Source organism: Streptomyces sp. NPDC005799 (genome assembly GCF_040630525.1).
GTDB lineage: Bacteria > Actinomycetota > Actinomycetes > Streptomycetales > Streptomycetaceae > Streptomyces > Streptomyces griseorubiginosus_B.
This window is the reverse complement of sequence record NZ_JBEXXQ010000004.1, coordinates 43109-62958: the sequence shown is the minus strand read 5'-3', so window position 1 is coordinate 62958 and position 19850 is coordinate 43109. Positions and strand designations below refer to the sequence as shown.

Annotated in this window: 17 protein-coding genes and 1 pseudogene; 9 read left to right on the top strand and 9 right to left on the bottom strand. The window is 71.3% G+C overall.

What is annotated here, in order from left to right:
- Nucleotides 1-2 precede the first annotated feature (2 nt).
- The 3 genes from ABZ453_RS05635 to ABZ453_RS05625 all read left to right on the top strand — a co-directional run bounded on the left by ABZ453_RS05635 (nucleotide 3) and on the right by ABZ453_RS05625 (nucleotide 3734).
- Nucleotides 3-2189, top strand: a complete 2187-nt coding sequence (locus ABZ453_RS05635; protein WP_359011858.1) for a trypsin-like peptidase domain-containing protein — start codon at nucleotides 3-5, stop codon at nucleotides 2187-2189.
- Between the two features lie 199 nt (nucleotides 2190-2388).
- A complete protein-coding gene (locus tag ABZ453_RS05630; protein WP_359011856.1) occupies nucleotides 2389-2832 on the top strand; it encodes a sec-independent translocase in 444 nt (147 codons plus the stop codon).
- Between the two features lie 236 nt (nucleotides 2833-3068).
- The gene (locus ABZ453_RS05625; protein ID WP_356762115.1) at nucleotides 3069-3734 is read left to right on the top strand and encodes a hypothetical protein; all 666 of its coding nucleotides are present in this window, start codon (nucleotides 3069-3071) and stop codon (nucleotides 3732-3734) included.
- Between the two features lie 63 nt (nucleotides 3735-3797).
- Here the strand turns inward: ABZ453_RS05625 and ABZ453_RS05620 are convergent, their stop codons facing one another.
- Genes ABZ453_RS05620 through ABZ453_RS05610 form a run of 3 tightly spaced genes read right to left on the bottom strand, consistent with a single transcriptional unit; the run spans nucleotide 3798 to nucleotide 6850 of the window.
- Nucleotides 3798-4931 carry an Mrp/NBP35 family ATP-binding protein gene (locus tag ABZ453_RS05620; RefSeq protein ID WP_133044479.1) on the bottom strand — a complete coding sequence of 378 codons (1134 nt, stop codon included), beginning with the start codon at nucleotides 4929-4931 and terminating at the stop codon, nucleotides 3798-3800.
- A gap of 43 nt (nucleotides 4932-4974) precedes the next feature.
- On the bottom strand, nucleotides 4975-5568 hold the full coding sequence (locus ABZ453_RS05615) for a DUF1003 domain-containing protein (RefSeq protein ID WP_359011854.1): 594 nt from the start codon (nucleotides 5566-5568) through the stop codon (nucleotides 4975-4977).
- Complete coding sequence (locus tag ABZ453_RS05610) at nucleotides 5558-6850, bottom strand: CBS domain-containing protein (RefSeq protein WP_359011852.1); 1293 nt, start codon at nucleotides 6848-6850, stop codon at nucleotides 5558-5560. The genes ABZ453_RS05615 and ABZ453_RS05610 overlap by 11 nt, the downstream gene beginning before the upstream one ends.
- A gap of 199 nt (nucleotides 6851-7049) precedes the next feature.
- Between ABZ453_RS05610 and ABZ453_RS05605 the strand changes: the two genes are divergently transcribed.
- Nucleotides 7050-7793 carry a hypothetical protein gene (locus ABZ453_RS05605; protein ID WP_359012191.1) on the top strand — a complete coding sequence of 248 codons (744 nt, stop codon included), beginning with the start codon at nucleotides 7050-7052 and terminating at the stop codon, nucleotides 7791-7793.
- Between the two features lie 4 nt (nucleotides 7794-7797).
- Here the strand turns inward: ABZ453_RS05605 and ABZ453_RS05600 are convergent, their stop codons facing one another.
- The gene (locus tag ABZ453_RS05600; protein WP_359011850.1) at nucleotides 7798-8313 is read right to left on the bottom strand and encodes a hypothetical protein; all 516 of its coding nucleotides are present in this window, start codon (nucleotides 8311-8313) and stop codon (nucleotides 7798-7800) included.
- A 23-nt stretch (nucleotides 8314-8336) separates the two neighbouring features.
- Entirely contained in the window at nucleotides 8337-9452 is a 1116-nt protein-coding gene (locus ABZ453_RS05595; protein ID WP_359011848.1) for a magnesium and cobalt transport protein CorA, read from the bottom strand.
- Between the two features lie 485 nt (nucleotides 9453-9937).
- On the opposite strand from ABZ453_RS05595, the gene ABZ453_RS05590 reads away from it, so the two are divergent.
- A complete protein-coding gene (locus ABZ453_RS05590; protein ID WP_359011846.1) occupies nucleotides 9938-10522 on the top strand; it encodes a suppressor of fused domain protein in 585 nt (194 codons plus the stop codon).
- Nucleotides 10523-10552: 30 nt separating this feature from the next.
- Here the strand turns inward: ABZ453_RS05590 and ABZ453_RS05585 are convergent.
- Nucleotides 10553-11779: pseudogene (locus ABZ453_RS05585) on the bottom strand (MFS transporter).
- Between the two features lie 168 nt (nucleotides 11780-11947).
- On the opposite strand from ABZ453_RS05585, the gene ABZ453_RS05580 reads away from it, so the two are divergent.
- From ABZ453_RS05580 to ABZ453_RS05570, 3 genes are all read left to right on the top strand, one after another.
- Complete coding sequence (locus ABZ453_RS05580) at nucleotides 11948-12589, top strand: DUF6758 family protein (protein WP_133044487.1); 642 nt, start codon at nucleotides 11948-11950, stop codon at nucleotides 12587-12589.
- A gap of 169 nt (nucleotides 12590-12758) precedes the next feature.
- Entirely contained in the window at nucleotides 12759-13616 is an 858-nt protein-coding gene (locus ABZ453_RS05575; RefSeq protein ID WP_359011843.1) for a PHP domain-containing protein, read from the top strand.
- 46 nt (nucleotides 13617-13662) lie between these two features.
- Entirely contained in the window at nucleotides 13663-14268 is a 606-nt protein-coding gene (locus ABZ453_RS05570) for a MarC family protein (RefSeq protein ID WP_359011841.1), read from the top strand.
- A gap of 82 nt (nucleotides 14269-14350) precedes the next feature.
- Here ABZ453_RS05570 and ABZ453_RS05565 read toward each other — a convergent pair whose 3' ends face one another.
- On the bottom strand, nucleotides 14351-14503 hold the full coding sequence (locus ABZ453_RS05565) for a hypothetical protein (protein WP_133044490.1): 153 nt from the start codon (nucleotides 14501-14503) through the stop codon (nucleotides 14351-14353).
- A 182-nt stretch (nucleotides 14504-14685) separates the two neighbouring features.
- On the opposite strand from ABZ453_RS05565, the gene ABZ453_RS05560 reads away from it, so the two are divergent.
- Entirely contained in the window at nucleotides 14686-15579 is an 894-nt protein-coding gene (locus ABZ453_RS05560; protein ID WP_359011838.1) for an NYN domain-containing protein, read from the top strand.
- 93 nt (nucleotides 15580-15672) lie between these two features.
- Here ABZ453_RS05560 and ABZ453_RS05555 read toward each other — a convergent pair whose 3' ends face one another.
- Both ABZ453_RS05555 and ABZ453_RS05550 read right to left on the bottom strand, forming a co-directional pair.
- Nucleotides 15673-16554 (bottom strand): alpha/beta hydrolase, encoded by an 882-nt coding sequence (locus ABZ453_RS05555; RefSeq protein ID WP_359011836.1) that lies wholly within the window; start codon nucleotides 16552-16554, stop codon nucleotides 15673-15675.
- A 304-nt stretch (nucleotides 16555-16858) separates the two neighbouring features.
- Complete coding sequence (locus ABZ453_RS05550; protein WP_359011834.1) at nucleotides 16859-19600, bottom strand: DEAD/DEAH box helicase; 2742 nt, start codon at nucleotides 19598-19600, stop codon at nucleotides 16859-16861.
- Nucleotides 19601-19850 lie beyond the last annotated feature (250 nt).

Sequence of the window (19850 nt, the reverse complement as noted above, 5' to 3'; positions counted from 1 at the left end):
TCATGAACGAGGGGAAGCCCACAAGGCCGAAGTGGTGGCACCGGGGGGTTCGCGAGACGAGCACCGGCCACGCGGACGCGCCGCCGACGGATCCGCCGCTCGCCTCGACACCGACACCGACGCTGACGGAGCCGGAGGCCCATGGCGATGCGGAGGGCGACTTCCGTCTGGCACTACCGGTCCAGGACCGGGGCCCGGCTGCGGCGACATTGGATGGCGACTTCGAGTTGGCGCGCCCGGCTGCGGTGGGTGGCACCGGCGGGGCTGCGGTGGTCGGCGCCGCCGAGGCAGCCGAGGGCGGCTCCGACGAGTGTTCTGCCGCGGGTACCACCGACGCGCCGCGAGCGGCCTCCGTCGACGGCGACTACGAACTGCCCCTTCCCCGGGCGGCGACCGACACGGGGGGCGCTCCGCGACCGACGCCCGGACCGGAGCCGGAGACGCCGGGCGGCGCTGGGACCCCGGCCGGGGCGGAGCTGTTGACGCCGACTGTGGCCGTGGGGGAGGCGGATCGGCCGGATGAGGCGGCCTCGGACTCAGGTGACTGCGTCACGCCCCGTCCAGGCGCCGCACCCGAACCACACCCGACCCCCGCCACCCGTCAGACCCCCCTCCACGACCCCGATCCCTACAGCACCCCGCCCTACGGCGAACCCGGACCCTGGGCCCCCGCGCCCCCGGTCCAGCACCCCGCGGCTCCACCGACGCAGGACACGCCGATTCCGCCCCCGCACAACACACCGGGCCCCCACACCACGCCCCCCGTCGGCCCCAGGCCGGCGCCGCTGCCTGACCCGGCTCTGGCATCACCGGTCGTTGCCGCGTCCGCGCCCTTGCCTGACCCGGCTCCCACGGCCCCCGTCGTTCCGCCCCCCGGCCCGCTGCCCGACCCACCACTCGCACCACCGACCGGCCTCACCCCGCCACCCCCACAAGACCCCGCCTCCACCCCCACCCCGACCCCTTCACTGGATCCCGATCCCAGTCACACCCCCAACCCCTGGCAGAACTACGACCCCTGGGCCCCCGCCCCCTTCCAGCAGAGCGGTGTCGGTGTTGATGACAACGACACGCGACGTCGGCGGGTGCGTAGGAGGCTTGTGAGCGGAGCCGTGGTGCTGGCGCTGGTTTCCAGTGGGGTCGGTGGGCTCGTCGGGGCTTATGTGGAGCGGGACGGGGGCCTCGGGACCGTGACCCTGCCGCAGGCCGGGAAGGAGCCCGCGGGGCGGGCGCCGGACAGTGTGGCCGGCATCGCCGCGCGGGCCCTGCCCAGCGTGGTCACCCTGCATGTGACCGGCGTCGAGGAGTCCGGCACCGGCACCGGCTTCGTCCTGGACGACCTCGGGCACATCCTCACCAACAACCACGTCGTCGAGCCCGCCGGTTCCAGCGGCAAGATAACCGTCACCTTCAACAGCGGCGACACCGCCAAGGCCACCGTCGTGGGCCGGGACAGCGGTTACGACCTCGCCGTCGTGAAGGTGACCGGAGTCCGCGGGCTCAAGCCCCTGCCGCTCGGCAACTCCGACAACGTCCAGGTCGGCGACCCCGTCGTCGCCATCGGCGCCCCCTTCGACCTGGCCGGCACCGTCACCTCCGGCATCATCAGCGCCAAGGAGCGCCCGATCACCGCCGGCGGCGACAGCACCGACGGGAGCGACGTGTCGTACGTGGACGCGTTGCAGACGGACGCGCCCATCAACCCCGGCAACTCCGGCGGCCCCCTCCTCGACTCCCGGGGCCGGGTCATCGGCATCAACTCCGCGATCCGGTCCGCCGACGACGGCTCGGACTCCGGCAGCGGTCAGGCCGGTTCCATCGGCCTCGGCTTCGCGATCCCCGTCAACCAGGCCAGGCGAGTGGCCGAGGAACTGATCAACACCGGCAAGGCCACCCACCCGGTCATCGGCGTCACCCTCGACATGAACTACACCGGCGACGGCGCCCGCGTCGGCAAGAAGGCCGCCGACGGGGTTCCCGCGGTCACCGCGGGCGGCCCCGGAGCCAAGGCCGGCATCAAGGCGGGCGACGTCATCACCGCGGTCGACGGGGTGCGCGTGCACTCCGGCGACGAACTGATCGTCAGGACCCGCGCCCATCGCCCTGGCGACCGCCTGCGGCTGACCGTGCGCCGGGGCGGCGGCGAGCGGACGATCTCGCTGGTGCTCGGGTCCTCGGACAGCGGCTGACAGGAACCTCACAGATGGGTTCCAAACCCCTGCCCCACAAGGCAAACATCCCGGAAAACCGCCACCCGGACGCACTCGGAACCCTCGGGACGGTACCGGTCGTACGGGATCGCCGGGTACCGTGGATCCGGCCCGGACCACGGAAGACCCGCACAGACCGCCGAGGGCCGAGGACCGAGGACATCGCAAGGAGCTTCAGGTGTTCAATGACATAGGACCGCTCGAGCTGCTGACGATCATTGTGCTCGCCGTGCTCGTCTTCGGTCCGGACAAGCTCCCGAAGGTCATCCAGGACGTCATGCGGACGATCCGGAAGATCCGAGAGTTCTCGGAGAGCGCCAAGGCGGACATCCGGCAGGAACTGGGCCCGGAGTTCAAGGACTTCGAGTTCGAGGACCTCAACCCCAAGACCTTCATCCGCAAGCACCTGGACAGCGAGGACCTGGGGCTGAAGGAGATCCGCAACGGCTTCGACCTGAAGAAGGAGATGGCCGAGGTCACGGAGGCGGTCCAGAGCTACGACACCGACGGTCCGTCGTCGTCCTCCACGTCGTCCTCCTCCTCGTCCTCCGGTGGCCGCATCGACATGACGAAGAAGCCCGAGGAAGACGACCGGCCGCCCTTCGACGCGGACGCCACCTGAGCCGTACGGCCCGTGGCAGCGGGGGGCATCGAAACCGTCGTACGTGACGCGTTTCATACTCCGTCGCGCCCTCTCGCGGCCTGAACCCGCCCTCCTGCGCGACCCACGCGCCGGTAGGTTTCCCGGCTGCCCGGAGCGGGGTGGCTATGCTGCCGAGTTGTTGTGCGGACCGGACGAGTCAGCCCGAAGGGGGGCGGGCCGCTCCGGTCCGACGAGAGCGAGGAGGCGTCCGGGCAATGGAGACGACGAGTCGGGCAGTCGCGCAGGCGCCGGCCGCGGAGGGCGGACAACAGGTCCCCTCCGCCCGGCGCACGGTCGACGGCTACCTGCAGGCGCCCTTCCCGTGGTACGGCCTCGACGAGGCCTTCACGGGGCCGCGCTGGCTGATGCAGGTCGGAACGGCGGCCGACGGTGCCGTCGAACACGGGTCGATCGGGCACGGCGACGAGCCCTCGGTGAAGAACGAGGTCGGCTCCGCCGGTGAGCCGCGGGAGAAGTTCGCGGTCGTGGTGACGGTCGCGGCGAACCCCTCCCGCAGGAGCGCCGACGGTACGGGGCTGCTGGAGGCCACTTCGGTCTCCTCGGCGGCGTGGCTGGCCGGGGTGGGGCTGCTGTCGTTCACCTGGCCCGGCCAGATGGACCACAGCCTCCGGGACGACTGGCTGGAGCAGCAGACGGAGACGGCTTGGGCCTTGGCCGACGATCTCGCGGGCCCCGAGTGGTCGACGCTCTCCCTGCCGGTGGACGGCGTGCCCACCCCCTTCCACTATCGCGAGTCCGAGTTCGGCTGGGTGCTCGCCGGGTCCACGCAGGCAGGGGTGCACGTGGGGGCGTACGGCAGAGGGATGAGCGCGTACGGGCTCGGCTTCGCCATGATCAAGGACATCGGCGAGTACGCCTGACGACGGTGAGACGACGAAGGGGCACCGTCCGCACCGGACGGCGCCCCACAGTCGTACGAAGTCCTAGAACTTGTTCTTCGGGGTGATCCCCAGGGACAGCCCCGAAAGGCCGCGCTGCCGTCCGCCCAGCTTGCCCGCGATGCCGCGCAGGGCCGCGCCTGCCGGGCTCTCCGGGTCGGTCAGGACCACCGGCCTGCCCTCGTCGCCGCCCTCGCGCAGGCGGACGTCGATCGGGATGGAGCCGAGGACGGGGACCGTCGCGCCCGTCGTGCGGGTGAGGCCGTCGGCGACCGTCTGGCCGCCGCCCGTGCCGAAGACGTCGACCATCTCGCCGCAGTGCGGGCAGGGCAGGCCCGACATGTTCTCGACCACGCCGACGATCTTCTGGTGGGTCTGCACCGCGATGGAGCCCGCGCGCTCGGCGACCTCCGCCGCCGCCTGCTGAGGCGTCGTCACGACCAGGATCTCGGCGTTCGGGACCAGCTGGGCGACCGAGATCGCGATGTCACCGGTGCCGGGCGGCAGGTCAAGGAGCAGGACGTCCAGGTCGCCCCAGTACACGTCCGCGAGGAACTGCTGCAGCGCCCGGTGCAGCATCGGGCCGCGCCACACCACCGGCGCGTTGCCCGGGGTGAACATGCCGATGGAGATGACCTTCACACCGTTCGCCGACGGCGGCATGATCATGTTCTCGACCTGGGTGGGACGGCCGTCCGCGCCGAGCATGCGCGGCACGCTGTGACCGTAGATGTCGGCGTCGACGACACCGACCTTCAGACCGTCAGCGGCCATCGCCGCCGCCAGGTTCACCGTCACGGACGACTTGCCGACGCCGCCCTTGCCGGACGCGACCGCGTAGACCCGGGTGAGCGAGCCGGGCTTGGCGAAGGGGATCTCCCGCTCGGCCTGGCCGCCGCGCAGGGCGTTGGCCAGCTCCTTGCGCTGCTCGTCGCTCATCACGTCCAGTGAGACGTCGACGCGGGTGACGCCCTCGACCCGGGAGACCGCATCGGTCACGCGCTGGGTGATGGTCTCGCGCATGGGGCAGCCGGAGACCGTCAGGTACACGGTCACCGCGACCGCCCCGTCCGCGCCGATGTCGACCGATTTGACCATCCCGAGCTCGGTGATGGGTCGGTTGATCTCGGGGTCGTTCACCGTCGCCAGTGCCTCGCGCACCGCGTCTTCGCTAGCCATAAGGACGATGGTACGGCTCGGTAGCCTGGCCCCGGTAAGCCCGTCACCGGTCGTCTACGTCACGTCCCCGGGACCGTTCTGCCGGGAATACGGCATGTTCGTGGTGCCCGTCCTTGCGGTGGTCCAGCTCCTTCATCAGGTCCTGCAGCTCAGAGCGGATCCAGTCGCGGGTGGCGACCTCGCCGAGACCGATGCGCAGGGCGGCGATCTCCCGGGTCAGGTACTCGGTGTCGGCGATGGACCGCTCGTTCTGCTTGCGGTCCTGTTCGAGGTTGACCCGGTCCCGGTCGTCCTGCCGGTTCTGCGCGAGCAGGATCAGCGGGGCCGCGTAGGAGGCCTGCAGGGACAGCATCAGGGTCAGGAAGATGAACGGGTAGTTGTCGAAGCGCAGGTCCCTCGGCGCGAAGACGTTCCACACCACCCACAGGATGATGACGACCGTCATCCAGACGATGAACCGTCCGGTGCCCAGGAAGCGCGCGATGCGCTCCGACAGCCGCCCGAAGGCCTCCGGGTCCCACTCGGGCAGCAGCCGCCGGCGCGGCGCGCGCGGCTGGTCCAGGCGCACCCGGGTGCGCGCGGTCGCCGTCGCGCCCGCGGGGGTGCGCTCGCGGGTGCTCTCCCGCTCAGGCGTCATGAGCGGCCACCCCCTCGGCGTCCTCGTCCAGGTGGAACTCGGTCTCCCGCCAGTCCTCGGGGAGCATGTGGTCCAGTACGTCGTCCACGGTCACCGCGCCGAGCAGCGACCCGGCCTCGTCCACCACGGGCGCCGCGACCATGTCGTACGTCGCGAAGAACCCGGCGACGACGGGCAGCGCCGCGTCGGGGTCGAGCGGCTGCAGGTCGTCGTCGATGATCGAACTGACCAGGGTGTACGGGGGGTCGCGCAGTAGCCGCTGGAAGTGGACCGTGCCCAGGTACTTGCCGGTCGGTGTCTCGTCGGGCGGACGGCAGACGTAGACCTGGGCGGCGAGGGCGGGGGAGAGATCGCGGTTGCGGACGCGGGCGAGCGCGTCGGCGACGGTGGCGTCCGGCCGCAGCACGATCGGCTCGGTGGTCATCAGACCGCCCGCCGTGTGCTCCTCGTACGACATCAGGCGCCGCATGTCGGCCGCGTCGGCGGGCTGCATCAGGCTCAGCAGCCGCTCCTTGTCCTCCTCCGGCAGTTCGGAGAGCAGGTCGGCCGCGTCGTCGGGATCCATGGCCTCCAGGACGTCGGCGGCCCGCTCCTCCTTCAGCTTGCCGAGGATCTCGATCTGGTCGTCCTCCGGGAGCTCCTCGAGGACGTCGGCCAGCCGGTCGTCGTCGAGGGCGGCGGCGACCTCGGCGCGCCGCTTGGCGGAGAGATGGTGCAGGACGTTCGCCAGGTCCGCCGGGCGCAGCTGCTCGAAGGTGGCCAGAAGGCTCTCCGCGCCCTGTCCTTGCTCCTCCAGGGAGAACCCGGTGACGGCGGACCACTCGACGGTCAGCTGCTCGCCCTTGGCCCGCCTGAAGGCGCCGGCCTTGCGGCCCTTGCGGACGAAGACGCGGTCGACCTCCCACTCCCGGCGGGCCGGCAGCTGCTGCACGGACACGTCGAGGACGGTGACCTCCTCGCCGGTCTCGACGAGGGTGACCCGGCGGTCCAGGAGCTCCCCGAAGACCAGCCGTTCGGTGGGGCGTTGCTCGAAGCGGCGGACGTTGAGCACACCGGTGGCGATGACCTGGCCGGACTCGATGCTGGTGACCCGGGTCATCTGCAGGAAGATGCGGCGCCTGGTGGGCAGTTCGACGACGAGGCCGAGCACGCGCGGGGGGCGGCGGCCGACGCGCAGCATCACGACCAGGTCGCGCACGCGGCCCACCTGGTCGCCGTTGGGGTCGAAGACGGGGACGCCGGAGAGGTGCGAGACGAAGATCCGGGGGGCGGCGCCTGCCATGGTCGCGCTTCCTTTTCGTGCGGGGTTCGTGGGGCTGTGCTGTTCCGAATTGCCCGCTCGGGTGGGCTTCAGGCTAGCCCGTCCCGATCGGATATGCCCTGGTGGCCGGTCCGGACGGACCGGCTCCGCCGGTGGCCGCCGACCCCTGTAGGGTGCCGAGCACCGTTCAGGACAGCCGTTGAGAAAGGCAGCCGTGTCTGTGACTGCGAGGTCCGAGGGCCGTACTCGTCGGGCGGTGGTGGCTGGTGCCGTGTGTGTGCTGGTCGTGACGGGGAGCGGGTTTCTGACGGGGTGCGGTGAGGACCCCGACGCGGGCACGAACGGGGTCGGCAAGCTGTCCGCCGACACGATCCAGTCCAGAACGCGCACAGCCGCGAAGTCGGCGTCCGCCGTTCGGCTCGCCGGAGACGTCGTCACCAATGGCCGTACGTACCGGCTCGACATGCGGCTGAAGCCCGAGGGGGCGACCGGGTCGGTCACCTCCAAGGGAGTGGCCTTCGGGCTGCTGCGCATCGGCGAGCGGCTGTATCTGAAGGCCGGCGCGGGCTTCTGGAACCACGCCGACGGGGACCACGGCACCTCGGCGGCGGGCAAGCTCGACGGCAAGTACGTGAAGGTGCCGCAGGGCGACCCCGCGTACAAGAAGTTCAGCGGTTTCACGGACAAGGACGTCCTCCTCGAGGGGCTGCTCACCCTGCACGGTTCGCTGGCGACGGACGGGCACCACGAGCAGGCGGGTACCCGCACGATCCGCATCACGGGTGACAAGGGCTCAGGGGGCACGCTGGACGTGTCCCTGGAGGGCAGGCCGTACCCGCTGCGCCTGCAGCGCGCGGGCGGCGCGGGCACGCTGACCTTCTCGGCCTGGGACAAGGACTTCACCCTGGCCGCGCCGGGCAAGGACGAGACGGTGGACTACGGCAAGCAGTTGCCGGCGTCCTGAGGGCTCATCGGCGGCGCTTCTTCTTTTTCAGCAGCAGCCGGGGCAGCCCCGCGGGGACGGGCCGGCGGGTCGTGGCCGGCGTCGGCAGGGGCGACTCGGCCAGGCTGTCGTCGGGCAACGGCGTTGTCGTCCCGGTCGGTTCGAGCCGCAGCACCCGGCAGGTGCGGGCCCAGCGCTCGGTCATCGCCTCTCCGTCGGGCGCGTTGAGCCGCTTGCCCTTCAGCTCGGCGACGGTCGCCTCCCAGGCCTCCGTACCGGACGCGAGTTCGACGACCTTCGCGGACCAGGAGACCAGCCGGCCCCCCTTGTCCTTGCTGCGGACGGTGACCTGGGCGGTCGTGCCGTCGGCCAGTCCCGGCAGCGGCTGCTCGCCCGGTCCGTCGCCCACGACACACGCGGCACCCTCGTGCCACACATGCCACAGCGCGCGGGCCGGCCCGCCCGGGCCCCGGACCCACACGAGGCCGGACTTCTTGGTGGCCTCCTCGACGAGGGCCTGGTCGAGCAGCTCGCTTGTCATGGGCCGAAGCCTATCCAGACGGCTCACAGCCAGCCGTTGCGCTTCAGCGCCCGGTGGATGCCGACACAGAGCACGACCGTGAGGCCGAGGACGCTCGGATAGCCGTAGCGCCAGTGCAGTTCGGGCATGTGGTCGAAGTTCATGCCGTAGACACCGGTCACCATGGTCGGTACGGCGATGATGGCGGCCCAGGCGGTGATCTTCCGCATGTCCTCGTTCTGCGCGACGGACGCCTGCGCGAGGTTGGCCTGGAGGATCGAGTTGAGCAGTTCGTCGAAGCCGACGACCTGCTCCTGCACGCGGGCGAGGTGGTCGGCGACGTCCCGGAAGTACTTCTGGATGTCGGGGTCGACCAGCCGCATCGGCCGCTCGCTCAGCAGCTGCAGCGGCCGCAGCAGCGGCGCCACCGCCCGCTTGAACTCCAGCACCTCGCGCTTGATCTGGTAGATCCGCGCCGAGTCCACACCGCGGGCGACACCGCCGCGGCCCGGGGAGAAGACCTCGGTCTCCACCTCGTCGATGTCGTCCTGCATGGCGTCGGCGACCGCGAGATAGCCGTCCACGACATGGTCGGCGATCGCGTGCAGCACCGCCGAGGGACCCTTGGCGAGCAGCTCGGGGTCGTCCTGCAGACGGTGCCGGAGGGCGCGCAGGGAGCCCTGGCCGCCGTGCCGGACGGTGATGAAGAAGTCCCGTCCGGTGAAGCACATGACCTCGCCGGTCTCGACGATCTCGCTGTTGGCGGTGAGTTCGTCGTGCTCGACGTAGTGGATGGTCTTGAAGACGGTGAACAGGGAGTCGTCGTAGCGCTCCAGCTTGGGCCGCTGGTGGGCCTGGACGGCGTCCTCGACGGCCAGCGGGTGCAGCCCGAACTCGCTTGCGATACCGGAGAATTCGGCCTCGGTCGGCTCGTGCAGACCGATCCAGACGAAGCCTCCGTCGCGGCGCACCTGGCGCATGGCCTCGTGCGGGGTGAGCGCCTGCGGAGTCTGGACGCGGGCCCCGTCCCGGTAGACGGCGCAGTCGACGACGGCCGACGGAGTGCCGGGGTCGCGTGTCGTGTCGTACGCGCCGGTGTCCTTGCGCAGGGAGATGCGGGACGGGCGGACCGCGGCACGCAGGTCACGGATCATCGACATGGCTGGCTCCTTCGTGGCAGGCAGCGAAAGGGCGCCGACGACGGGTGGAACTGCCCGGAATGGGGACGTCCTGACTTCGGGTGTTTGGCACGTCCACAAAGCGGGGAGCACCGCACCGTCGCGGTGGCGAGTTTCGCTGCTGGTTCAGATCAGACAGATCAGGCACAACGAGACGAAGTGCTCTTCCGCATGAAGACTCGTGAAGACTTGAGCGTGAAAGGCGGCGGTCAGCCCAGGCCGGATCAGCTGTATCAGCGGCGGGAAGAGCGAGTGGTACTGCACGGGTGACTTCGATCCATGACAGCCCCACCTCCTCCGGCCGGTCCCTCGTAAGGGACGTTCCATTCCCGTAAGGGAGTCCGACTGGCGTCGGGACTCGATCGCGACGCCAATGCGTGCTGCCCGAACGACCGGGCCAGAGTACCAGTCGCCCAAACTGTCAAGGCGCTGCTTTGCCCGGTACTGACGAGTTCTATGCTCGCCGCATGGTTGATGTTCTTCCTCTGGTCGAGGCAAGGTTGCGCACCGCGCTGGGCGAACCGGACGCCCGCGCGGCGGTCACGTTCCTCGGCACGGACCGCATCGAGGTGCTCCGCTTCCACGAGGGCGACATCGTCCGCTACGCCACGCTCGGCATGTCCGCGCAGCCGATGAGCGACCCCACGGCGACGCTCGCCGACCCGGTGAAGGGACCCCGCGCGGAGCTGGTCCTCTCGGTGCGCGCGGGCCTCGCCGAGACCGACAAGGTGCTGCGCCCGCTCGCCGTGCTCGCCGCGTCTCCGCAGGTCGAGGGGGTGATCGTGGCCCCGGGCGCGTCCCTCGACATCGGTGAGCCGCTGTGGCCGGGCGCCCCGTTCAGCTCCGTCCTGGTTGCCGAGCCCGGCGGCCTGGTCGAGGATCTCGCCCTGGACGAGCCGCTCGACCCGATCCGCTTCCTGCCGCTGCTGCCCATGACGGCGAACGAGGCCGCCTGGAAACGCGTCCACGGCGCCCAGGCCCTCCAGGAGCGCTGGCTGGCGCACGGGACGGACCTGAGGGATCCGGCCCGTGCGTCCGTCTCCCTGGCGTGAGCAAGCTCACCAAGGGGCGGCCGGATTCCGTCAGTTGGCAAAGACGGTGACACCGTCCTCGGACGAGTGCTCACTCTCCAGTTCCTCCGCTTCGTGGGTGAGCGCGTTCCGGCGTACCAGGACCACCAGCGCGCCCACCGCGGCGGTGATCGCGGCCACCACGAACGGGATGTGGATGTCGGTCCACTCCTCGATCTTCGGCGCGAAGTAGGGCGCCGCGGCCGCCGCGAACCAGCGCACGAAGTTCTAGCCGGCGCTCGCCACCGGGCGCGGGGCGTCCGAGACGCCGAGGGCCAGTTCCGTGTACACCGTGTTGTTCACGCCGATGAACGCGCCGGACAGGACGGTGCAGACGACCGCCGTGGTGTGGTCGCCGTAGCCGAGGACGAGCACGTCGACCGCGAGCAGCACCAGCGAGCCGCCGAGCAGCTTCAGTGAACCGAACCGCTTCTGCAGGCGCGGCGCCACGATCACCGAGAAGACGGCGAGCAGCACGCCCCAGCAGAAGAACACGGCACCCGACTTGTAGGGCGTCATGTTCAGCACGAACGGCGTGAAGGCCAGCACGGTGAAGAACGTGTAGTTGTAGAAGAACGCCGAGACGGCGGCGGAGGCGAGGCCCCCGTGCCCGAGCGCCTTGACCGGGTCGAGCAGCGAGGTCTTCCGCGCGGGCTTCGGCTGCTCCTTCAGGAACGCCGTGATGCACAGGAAGCCGACCGCCATCAGGAAGGCCGTGCCGAAGAACGGGTAGCGCCAGCTCTGGTCTCCGAGCACCGCGCCCGGCAGCGGGCCGCAGGCCATGCCGAGGCCCAGGGCCGACTCGTACAGCAGGATCGCCGCCGCGCTGCCGCCCGCCGCCGCGCCGACGATGACCGCGAGGGCCGTCGAGACGAACAGGGCGTTGCCCAGGCCCCAGCCCGCGCGGAAGCCGACGAGTTCGCCGACCGAGTCCGAGGTGCCGGCCAGGCCCGCGAAGACGACGACGAAGGCGAGGCCGAGCAGCAGCGTCCTGCGCCCGCCGATCCGGCTCGAGACGAAGCCGGTGACCAGCATCGCCACGGCCGTGATCAGGAAGTACGAGGTGAAGAGCAGGGAGACCTGGCTGGCGGTGGCGTTCAGGCCCTTGGCGATGGACGGCAGGATCGGGTCGACGAGTCCGATGCCCATGAAAGCCACGACGGACGCGCCGGCCGTCGCCCACACGGCCTTCGGCTGCCGCAGGATGCCGCCCGCTCCCGCGTCGAAGGGGTCGTCCATGCGTCCTCCACTCCGGGTCGATTTAGTTGCTATATACACATAGTAAGTTAGGGCGGCTAATTGATGCAAGTGGCATCTAGTTGGGCCGGTACGGAATCAGGTGAGGGTTCGGTCCGGTCGGGTGATCGTCCTTGACGTGAGGGTGCCGGGGTAGGACCGTGGGGCCCTATGAGGGGCGAACCCAGTTGCCCGAAGTGTGGTGGCCGGGTCAGGGCTCCCGGACTCTTCGCCGATTCGTGGCAGTGCGATGAGCACGGCACCGTGCACCCGGTGCAGCCCGTGGTCCCGCCCAGCGTCGAGGCCCTCAGCGTCGTGGTGCACCGCACTCAGGTGCCCGTGTGGATGCCGTGGCCCCTCCCCGTCGGCTGGCTGTTCACGGGCGTGGCCTGCGCCGGCGACGACCGGCACGGCGGCCGCGCCACCGCGGTGGCCTGCTCGGGGCCGGGACCGCTCGGGGGGATAGGGGAGCTGATCCTGGTCGCCGAGGAACTGGGCGTCGGTCTCGGCGCGCGGTACGCGGGCATCGCCGGCCCGGACCCGGGGCCGTACATGAGCGTCGAGAAGCCACCCCAGGCCAAGGTCCTGGCGGGCGGCCGCCCCACCCCCCTCTGGCATGTCGCCGCCACCCCCGACGACCGCGCGGTCTTCGCCGGCGAGGCGCGCGGGCTGTGGCTGTGGGCCGTGGTCTGGCCCGAGCAGTCCGGGCTGCTGATGTACGACGAGCTGGTGCTGACGGATCTGCGCGAGGCGGGGGCGGAACTCGAGCTCGTTCCCTGCGGGGCGTTGTCGCCGCGCTTGCTGGAACCGTAGCCCTCGGGGATGGAGCCGTGGCGCCCACGGAGGGACAAGGGTGCTGTCTCATGGGCGGCTGCGGCTCGTCCCGGGTCGGTCGCGCAGTTCCCCGCGCTCCTGGCGTGGCTGGAGCGTGTCGTATTCTTGAGCGTCCCGTTCCGTTTCGCCATCGCCTGGAGTTCGCGTCGTGCGTGTTGATCTGCACTGCCACTCCACCGCTTCCGACGGTACGGACACCCCCGCCGAGCTGGTCCGTGCCGCCGCCGCGGCCGGGCTGGACGTCGTCGCGCTGACCGACCACGACACCACCCGCGGGTACGCCGAGGCGATCGCCGCGCTGCCCGCCGGGCTGACCCTCGTCACCGGCGCCGAGCTTTCCTGCCGTATCGACGGCATCTCGATGCACATGCTCGCCTACCTCTTCGACCCCGAGGAGCCGGAGCTGCTCGCCGAGCGCGAGCTGGTGCGCGACGACCGGGTGCCGCGGGCGCGCGCGATGGTCGAGCAGCTGCGGGATCTGGGCGTGCCGGTCACCTGGGAACAGGTGGCACGGATCGCCGGGGACGGGTCGGTCGGCCGGCCGCATGTCGCCACCGCGCTGGTCGAGCTGGGCGTCGTGCGGAGCGTGGACGAGGCGTTCACCGCCGACTGGCTGGCCGACGGCGGACGGGCCTACGTGCCGAAGCACGAGACGGACCCGTTCGAGGCGATCCGGCTGGTCAAGGCGGCCGGCGGGGTGACGGTGTTCGCGCATCCGGGCGCCGGCAAGCGCGGCCGGACCGTGCCGGAGCGGGCGATCGCCGAGATGGCCGCCGCCGGGCTCGACGGCATCGAGGTCGACCACATGGACCATGACCCGGAGACCCGGGCGCGGCTGCGGGGACTGGCCAGGGAACTGGGACTGCTGACCACCGGGTCCAGCGACTACCACGGCAGCCGCAAGACCTGCGTGCTGGGGGAGTACACCACGGACCCCGAGGTGTACGGCGAGATCACGCGCCGGGCGACCGGGGCGTTCCCGGTGCCGGGGACCGGCGGAGCCTGACACCCGCCAACGCCACCCCGTTCACCTCTCCTCCCGCAAGGCCCTCATGTTCGACGCTGCCGTTTTCGGCTCCCTCTTCCTCACCCTGTTCGTCATCATGGATCCCCCCGGGATCACCCCGATCTTCCTCGCCCTCACCGCCGGACGCCCTGGCAAGGTGCAGAAGCGGATGGCCTTCCAGGCCGTGTGCGTGGCGTGCGGTGTGATCACCGTCTTCGGTCTCCTGGGACACCAGATCCTCGACTACCTGCACGTCTCCGTGCCCGCGCTGATGATCGCGGGCGGGCTGCTGCTCCTGCTGATCGCCCTCGACCTGCTCACCGGCAAGACCGACGAGCCGAAGCAGACCAAGGACGTCAACGTGGCCCTCGTACCGCTGGGCATGCCGCTGCTGGCCGGCCCCGGCGCGATCGTGTCCGTCATCCTCGCCGTGCAGAAGGCCGACAGCATGGCCACGCAGGTGTCGGTGTGGTGCGCGATCCTCGCCATCCATGTGGTGCTGTGGCTGGTGATGCGCTACTCGCTGCTGATCATCCGGATCATCAAGGACGGAGGTGTCGTCCTGGTGACCCGGCTCGCCGGCATGATGCTCTCGGCGATCGCCGTGCAGCAGATCATCAACGGCGTCACCCAGGTGATCCGGACGAGCTGAGCCCGCAAGCGCAGAGCCCCCGTACGGCATCGGTGCCGTACGGGGGCTCTGAAGCTTCAGCGGTGATCCGCGTCTGTGTCGGTTACGCGGCCGTGTTCTCGGCCGGTCGGATCCACAGGCGCTGCCCGATGGCGGCGGCCTGCTGCACGATCCGGTTGACGGAGGCGGCGTCCACGACAGTGCTGTCCACGGGCGTCCCGTCGACCTCGTCGAGTCGCATGATTTCGAAGCGCATGGCCTCTCCCTTCGTCTCGTGGTTCTGATGGAGTCAACGGCCTGCGTGTTACAAACATTCCCTACGCTAAAGAAATTTTTCGAACGGCTAATTACTGACCGGTAAGAGGTGTGCGAGATGTGTGAATGAGACTGACCGGGACCGGTTGTGTTCGCAGCGTGACCGCCGGGACAATGGAGACGATGAACGACGACCTCCCGGCCCTCAGCGCCCGCATCGACCGCACGAACGAGCTGCTCCAGCGCATGCTCGCCGAGGTGGCCAAGACGCCCTCGACCCATGCGATCTTCGTCGACGCCGGGTACCTCTACGCGGCCGCGGGGCGGCTCGTGGCGGGCACGGAGGACCGGCGCGCCTTCGATCTGGACGCGGAGGGCCTGATCGAGGCGCTCATCGACCGGGCCCGCACCATCTTCGCGGACAGCAGACTGCTGCGGGTGTACTGGTACGACGGCGCGAGACGCCGTATCCACACCGCCGAGCAGCAGTCGATCGCCGAACTCCCGGACGTCAAGGTCCGGTTGGGCAACCTGAACGCCAACAACCAGCAGAAGGGCGTCGACTCGCTCATCCGCAGCGACCTCGAGTCGCTCGCCCGCCACCGCGCCATCAGCGACGCGGCCCTGCTCGGCGGCGACGAGGACCTGGTCTCGGCGGTCGAGGCGGCCCAGGGGTACGGCGCCCGGGTCCACCTCTGGGGCATCGAGGCCCCAGAGGGCCGCAACCAGGCGGAGCCCCTCCTCTGGGAGGTGGACAGCCAGCGCACCTTCGACCTCGACTTCTTCAAGCCGTACGTCGCCCGGCGCACCACCCCCGGCTACGAGGCCGGCGCCGCCCGGCCCACCCGGGAGGACGTCCGCTTCGTCGGCGCGCAGATCGCGGCGAAGTGGCTGGCGGCGCGAGGACGCGAGTCACTGGTCGAGCTGCTGCCCGGGCATCCGTACCTTCCGGGCTCGGTGGACCAGGACCTGCTGGTGGAGGCGGAGGGCCTGCTGCAGTACTCCCTGCGCGGCCAGTCGGATCTGCGACGGGCGCTGCGGGACGGGTTCTGGGAGCACGTGCAGACGCAGTACTGAACGCTCCGCCGCAGGCGCCGCTGTGTGCCGTCGTTCTGCTGCGGCGAGGTCATGGGGCGGTCGCTGGTCCGGCAGCGGACTGCACTTTCCTGGTCAGCCCTCGCTCCGGGTGCGGTCCCAGAAGTCGGCGAAGGCACGCGCCGTTTCCAGGGGGTTGTCGGTGTTGGGGGAGTGTTCGGCGCCCTGGACGACCGTGCGGTGGGCGCCCAGCCGCAGTGCCATGTCGTCCAGCAGCGGCACCGGCCAGGTGTCGTCGCGCGAGCCCGACAGGACGTGGAAGGGCAGCGGTACGGCGGCGAGTTCGGCCACCCGGTCCGGCTCGACGCACAACTGGCGTCCCGTGGCGAGGAGTTGGGCCGGCTTGTTGCCCAGCCAGCGGCGCCGCAGGTCCTCCCGGTCGGCCAGCCCCTCGTCGAGATCCCCGGCGTCGGTGTCCTCGGGCGGCTCCATGGCCTGGATCGCCTCCCACACCTCGGCCATCGTCATCACGGCGAGCGCGTCCTGGAGCAGCTTGACGCGCTGCTGCTGGGGGACGGAGATCTGGGCGGGGCCGGAGGCCATGAGGGTGAGCGAGAGGAAGGGGGAGTGGTCGAGCAGGACGGCGGCACGGGCGATCTGGCCGCCGAGGGAGTGCCCGACGAGATGCACCGGTGCGCCGACGGCTTCCGCCTGCGCGAGGACGTCCCTCGCCAACTCCGCCTGTGTGTAGGCGGACTCATCCAGCTCCGGCCCGTCGGACTCGTACTGCCCGCGTCCGTCCAGGGCGACGACCCGGTAACCGCGGGCCGTGAGGTGCGCGTGCAGGGGGTTGAAGTCCTCCTTGCTGCCGGTGAACCCGGGCAGCATCAGCGCGGTCCCCTTCGCTTCCACACCGCCCCCCACGACCGACTCCACAGCCGCGAACTCCCCGCGCGCGGTACCGATCGTGTGAACGCGGGCTCCTGGAGGCGGGACGAAGGTCGGCGGTCGGCTCATGGGGGCGAGGGTACCGGGTGGAGGTTTCGGGGGTGGGGGTGGGCGAGAGGGGGCGGTGTGTGCGCTCGGCCATCGCACGCCGTCCTTCCGGCCCTCCGCCGCACAAGCCACCCCCATGCCCACCCGCCCGGCGCATCAAGGTGGTCTTGCCTCCTCGCGTGCCGTCAGGGCGTCGGCCGGGGCGGCATCCACGTGACGGGTGCCTGCGCCTGCCACCTTCCCCCCGGGTGCCACGGCGTACGCCGACGGCCCGGCCCACCTGGGGTGGGACCGGGCCGTCCGGGCTGTGCGTGCGGCTACCGCGTCAGGCGTCCGTGGACTCCGTCGCGGCGACCGCCTTCCGGGTCCGACGCGCCTTCGGCGCGGCCTCGGCCGTACCGTCCGCGACCTCGGCGGCTGCCGTGGCCTTGCGCGTACGACGGCGCGGAGTGGCGTCCGGCTCGTCGGCGGCCTGTGCCGGAATGGCGACGGCCGTCTTGCGGGTCCGGCGCGGCGAGGCCACGGCGGATTCCTCCGCTGTCGCGCCGGCCGCGCTCTTGCGCGTGCGGCGCGGCTTGGCCTCCGTACCCTCGGCCGTGTCCACCGCGGCTTCGGCGGTCGCGGCCGTCTTCCGGGTGCGGCGGGGCTTCGCCTCGGTGGCCTCCGCAGCGACCTCGCCGGTGCCGGCGGGTGCCGCCTCGGCCGTCTTCCGCGTACGACGCGTCCTCGGCTTGGCCTCAGCGCCCTCGGCGGTGTCGACCGCGGCTTCGGCGGTCGCTGCGGACTTGCGGGTCCGGCGCGGCGAGGCCACGGCGGATTCCTCGGCCGTCGCGGTGGCCGCGGTCTTCCGCGTGCGGCGCGGCTTGGCCTCGGTGGCCTCGGCGGTGTCCACAGCCGCTTCCGCGGCGGCTGCTGCCGTCTTGCGGGTGCGCGTGCGGGGCTTGGTCTCCGTGCCCTGCGCCGTGTCGGCGGCGGTCTCCGCGGTGGCCGTCGCCTTGCGGGTGCGGCGCGGCTTGGCTTCCGTACCCTCGGCCGTGTCGACCGCGGCTTCGGACGCTGCGGCGGTCTTACGGGTACGGCGCGGCTTGGCCTCGGTCGCATCCGGGGCCTCGACGGCCACGGTGGGCTCAGCGGCCTTGCGAGTGTGGCGCGGCTTGGCTTCCGTACCCTCGGCCGTGTCGACCGCGGCTTCGGCCGGGGCCGTCGCCTTGCGCGTGCGGCGCGGCTTGGGCTCCGTGGCCTCAGTGGTGTCCACAGCGGCTTCCGCGGCGGCTGCTGCCGTCTTGCGGGTGCGCGTGCGGGGCTTGGTCTCCGTGCCCTCCGCCGTGTCGGCGGCGGTCTCCGCGGCCGCCGTCGTCTTGCGGGTACGGCGGCGCGGGCGTGCGGCGGCCTCGGACTCGGCGGCTTCCTCAGCGACCGGAGCCGGCGTGACCACCGGAGCCTCGGTGGCGACCGGCGTCTCCACGACGGCCGGTGTCTCCGTCGTTGCCGGTGGCTGCGAAGTCGTCGTCAGGTCCGCTGACCTGCGGGTGCGTCGGCGGCTCGGCTTGGCGGCGGCTGCGGTTTCGGCGTCCGGGGTCGGGCCCTCGGCCGTCTCGACGGCGGTCTCCGCGGAGCTCACCGGCGTCACCTGCTCGGACGAGGCGCCCGCCCGGGTGCGGCGACGGCGACGCGGCGTGCGGGTGGCCGTCGCCTCCTCACCAGCCGTGACCTCGGACGCGGGCGCCGGGGCTGCCGTACCGTCCGTCGGGGAGCCGCCGCGCGTGCGGCGACGACGACGCGGGGTGCGGGGCGAGCGCTCCTGGTCCTCGGTGCGGGAGTCGGACCGGCCGTTGCGGTCGCCCCGGCCACCGCGCCCGCGTCCACCGCGGCCGCCGGTCTCGCCCAGGTCCTCCAGCTCCTCCGCGTCCAGCCCCGCGCGCGTGCGCTCGGCGCGCGGCAGGACACCCTTGGTGCCCGCGGGGATGTTCAGCTCCTCGAAGAGGTGCGGGGAGGTGGAGTACGTCTCCGGCGGGTCGTTGAAGCCCAGCTCCAGCGCCTTGTTGATCAGCTGCCAGCGCGGGATGTCGTCCCAGTCGACCAGCGTGATCGCGATGCCCTTGTTGCCGGCGCGGCCGGTGCGGCCGATGCGGTGGAGGTAGGTCTTCTCCTCCTCCGGCGACTGGTAGTTGACGACGTGCGTGACACCCTCGACGTCGATGCCGCGCGCGGCGACGTCGGTGCAGACGAGGACGTCCACCTTGCCGTTGCGGAAGGCGCGCAGCGCCTGCTCGCGGGCGCCCTGGCCGAGGTCGCCGTGGACCGCGCCGGCGGCGAAACCGCGCTGCTTGAGCTGGTCGGCGAGATCGGCCGCCGTACGCTTCGTACGGCAGAAGATCATCGCCAGCCCGCGGCCCTCGGCCTGCAGGATGCGCGCGACCATCTCGGGCTTGTCCATGTTGTGCGCGCGGTACACGTGCTGCGCGGTGTTCGCGACGGTCGCGCCCTCGTCATCCGGCGCGGTGGCGCGGATGTGCGTGGGCTGCGACATGTAGCGGCGGGCGAGACCGATGACCGCGCCCGGCATGGTCGCCGAGAACAGCATGGTCTGCCGCTTGACCGGCAGCATGTCGATGATCTTCTCGACGTCGGGCAGGAAGCCCAGGTCGAGCATCTCGTCGGCCTCGTCCAGGACCAGGCACTTCACGTGCTTCAGGTTGAGCTTCTTCTGGCCCGCCAGGTCGAGGAGACGACCGGGCGTGCCGACGACCACGTCGATGCCCTGCCTCAGGGCCTCGACCTGGGGCTCGTAGGCCCGGCCGCCGTAGATGGCGAGGACGCGTACGTTGCGCACCTTGCCCGCGGTCAGCAGGTCGTTGGTGACCTGCGTGCACAGCTCGCGCGTGGGGACGACGACGAGCGCCTGCGGGGCGTCGGTGAGGTCCTCGGGCTTCGCGCGGCCCGCCTCCACGTCCGCGGGGACGGTGACGCGCTCGAGGAGCGGGAGGCCGAAGCCCAGCGTCTTTCCGGTGCCGGTCTTGGCCTGGCCGATGACGTCCGTGCCGGAGAGGGCGACGGGGAGGGTCATCTCCTGGATGGGGAAGGGGTTGATGATGCCGACGGCCTCGAGGGCCTCGGCGGTCTCGGGAAGGATTCCGAGATCTCTGAACGTCGTAGTCAGGGTGCTGCCTCTTCTGTGTGGCGCGGTGCGAGGCGAGCGCGGGGGTCTTTGACGGACCGTGCCGGGGGACGTCGGCTGCCTTACGGGCTTGCCGTAGGGCACGGGACCACTGCCGACGCTCTAGCGCTCGTACCGCTGAGGGTGTCCCTCCGGGCGC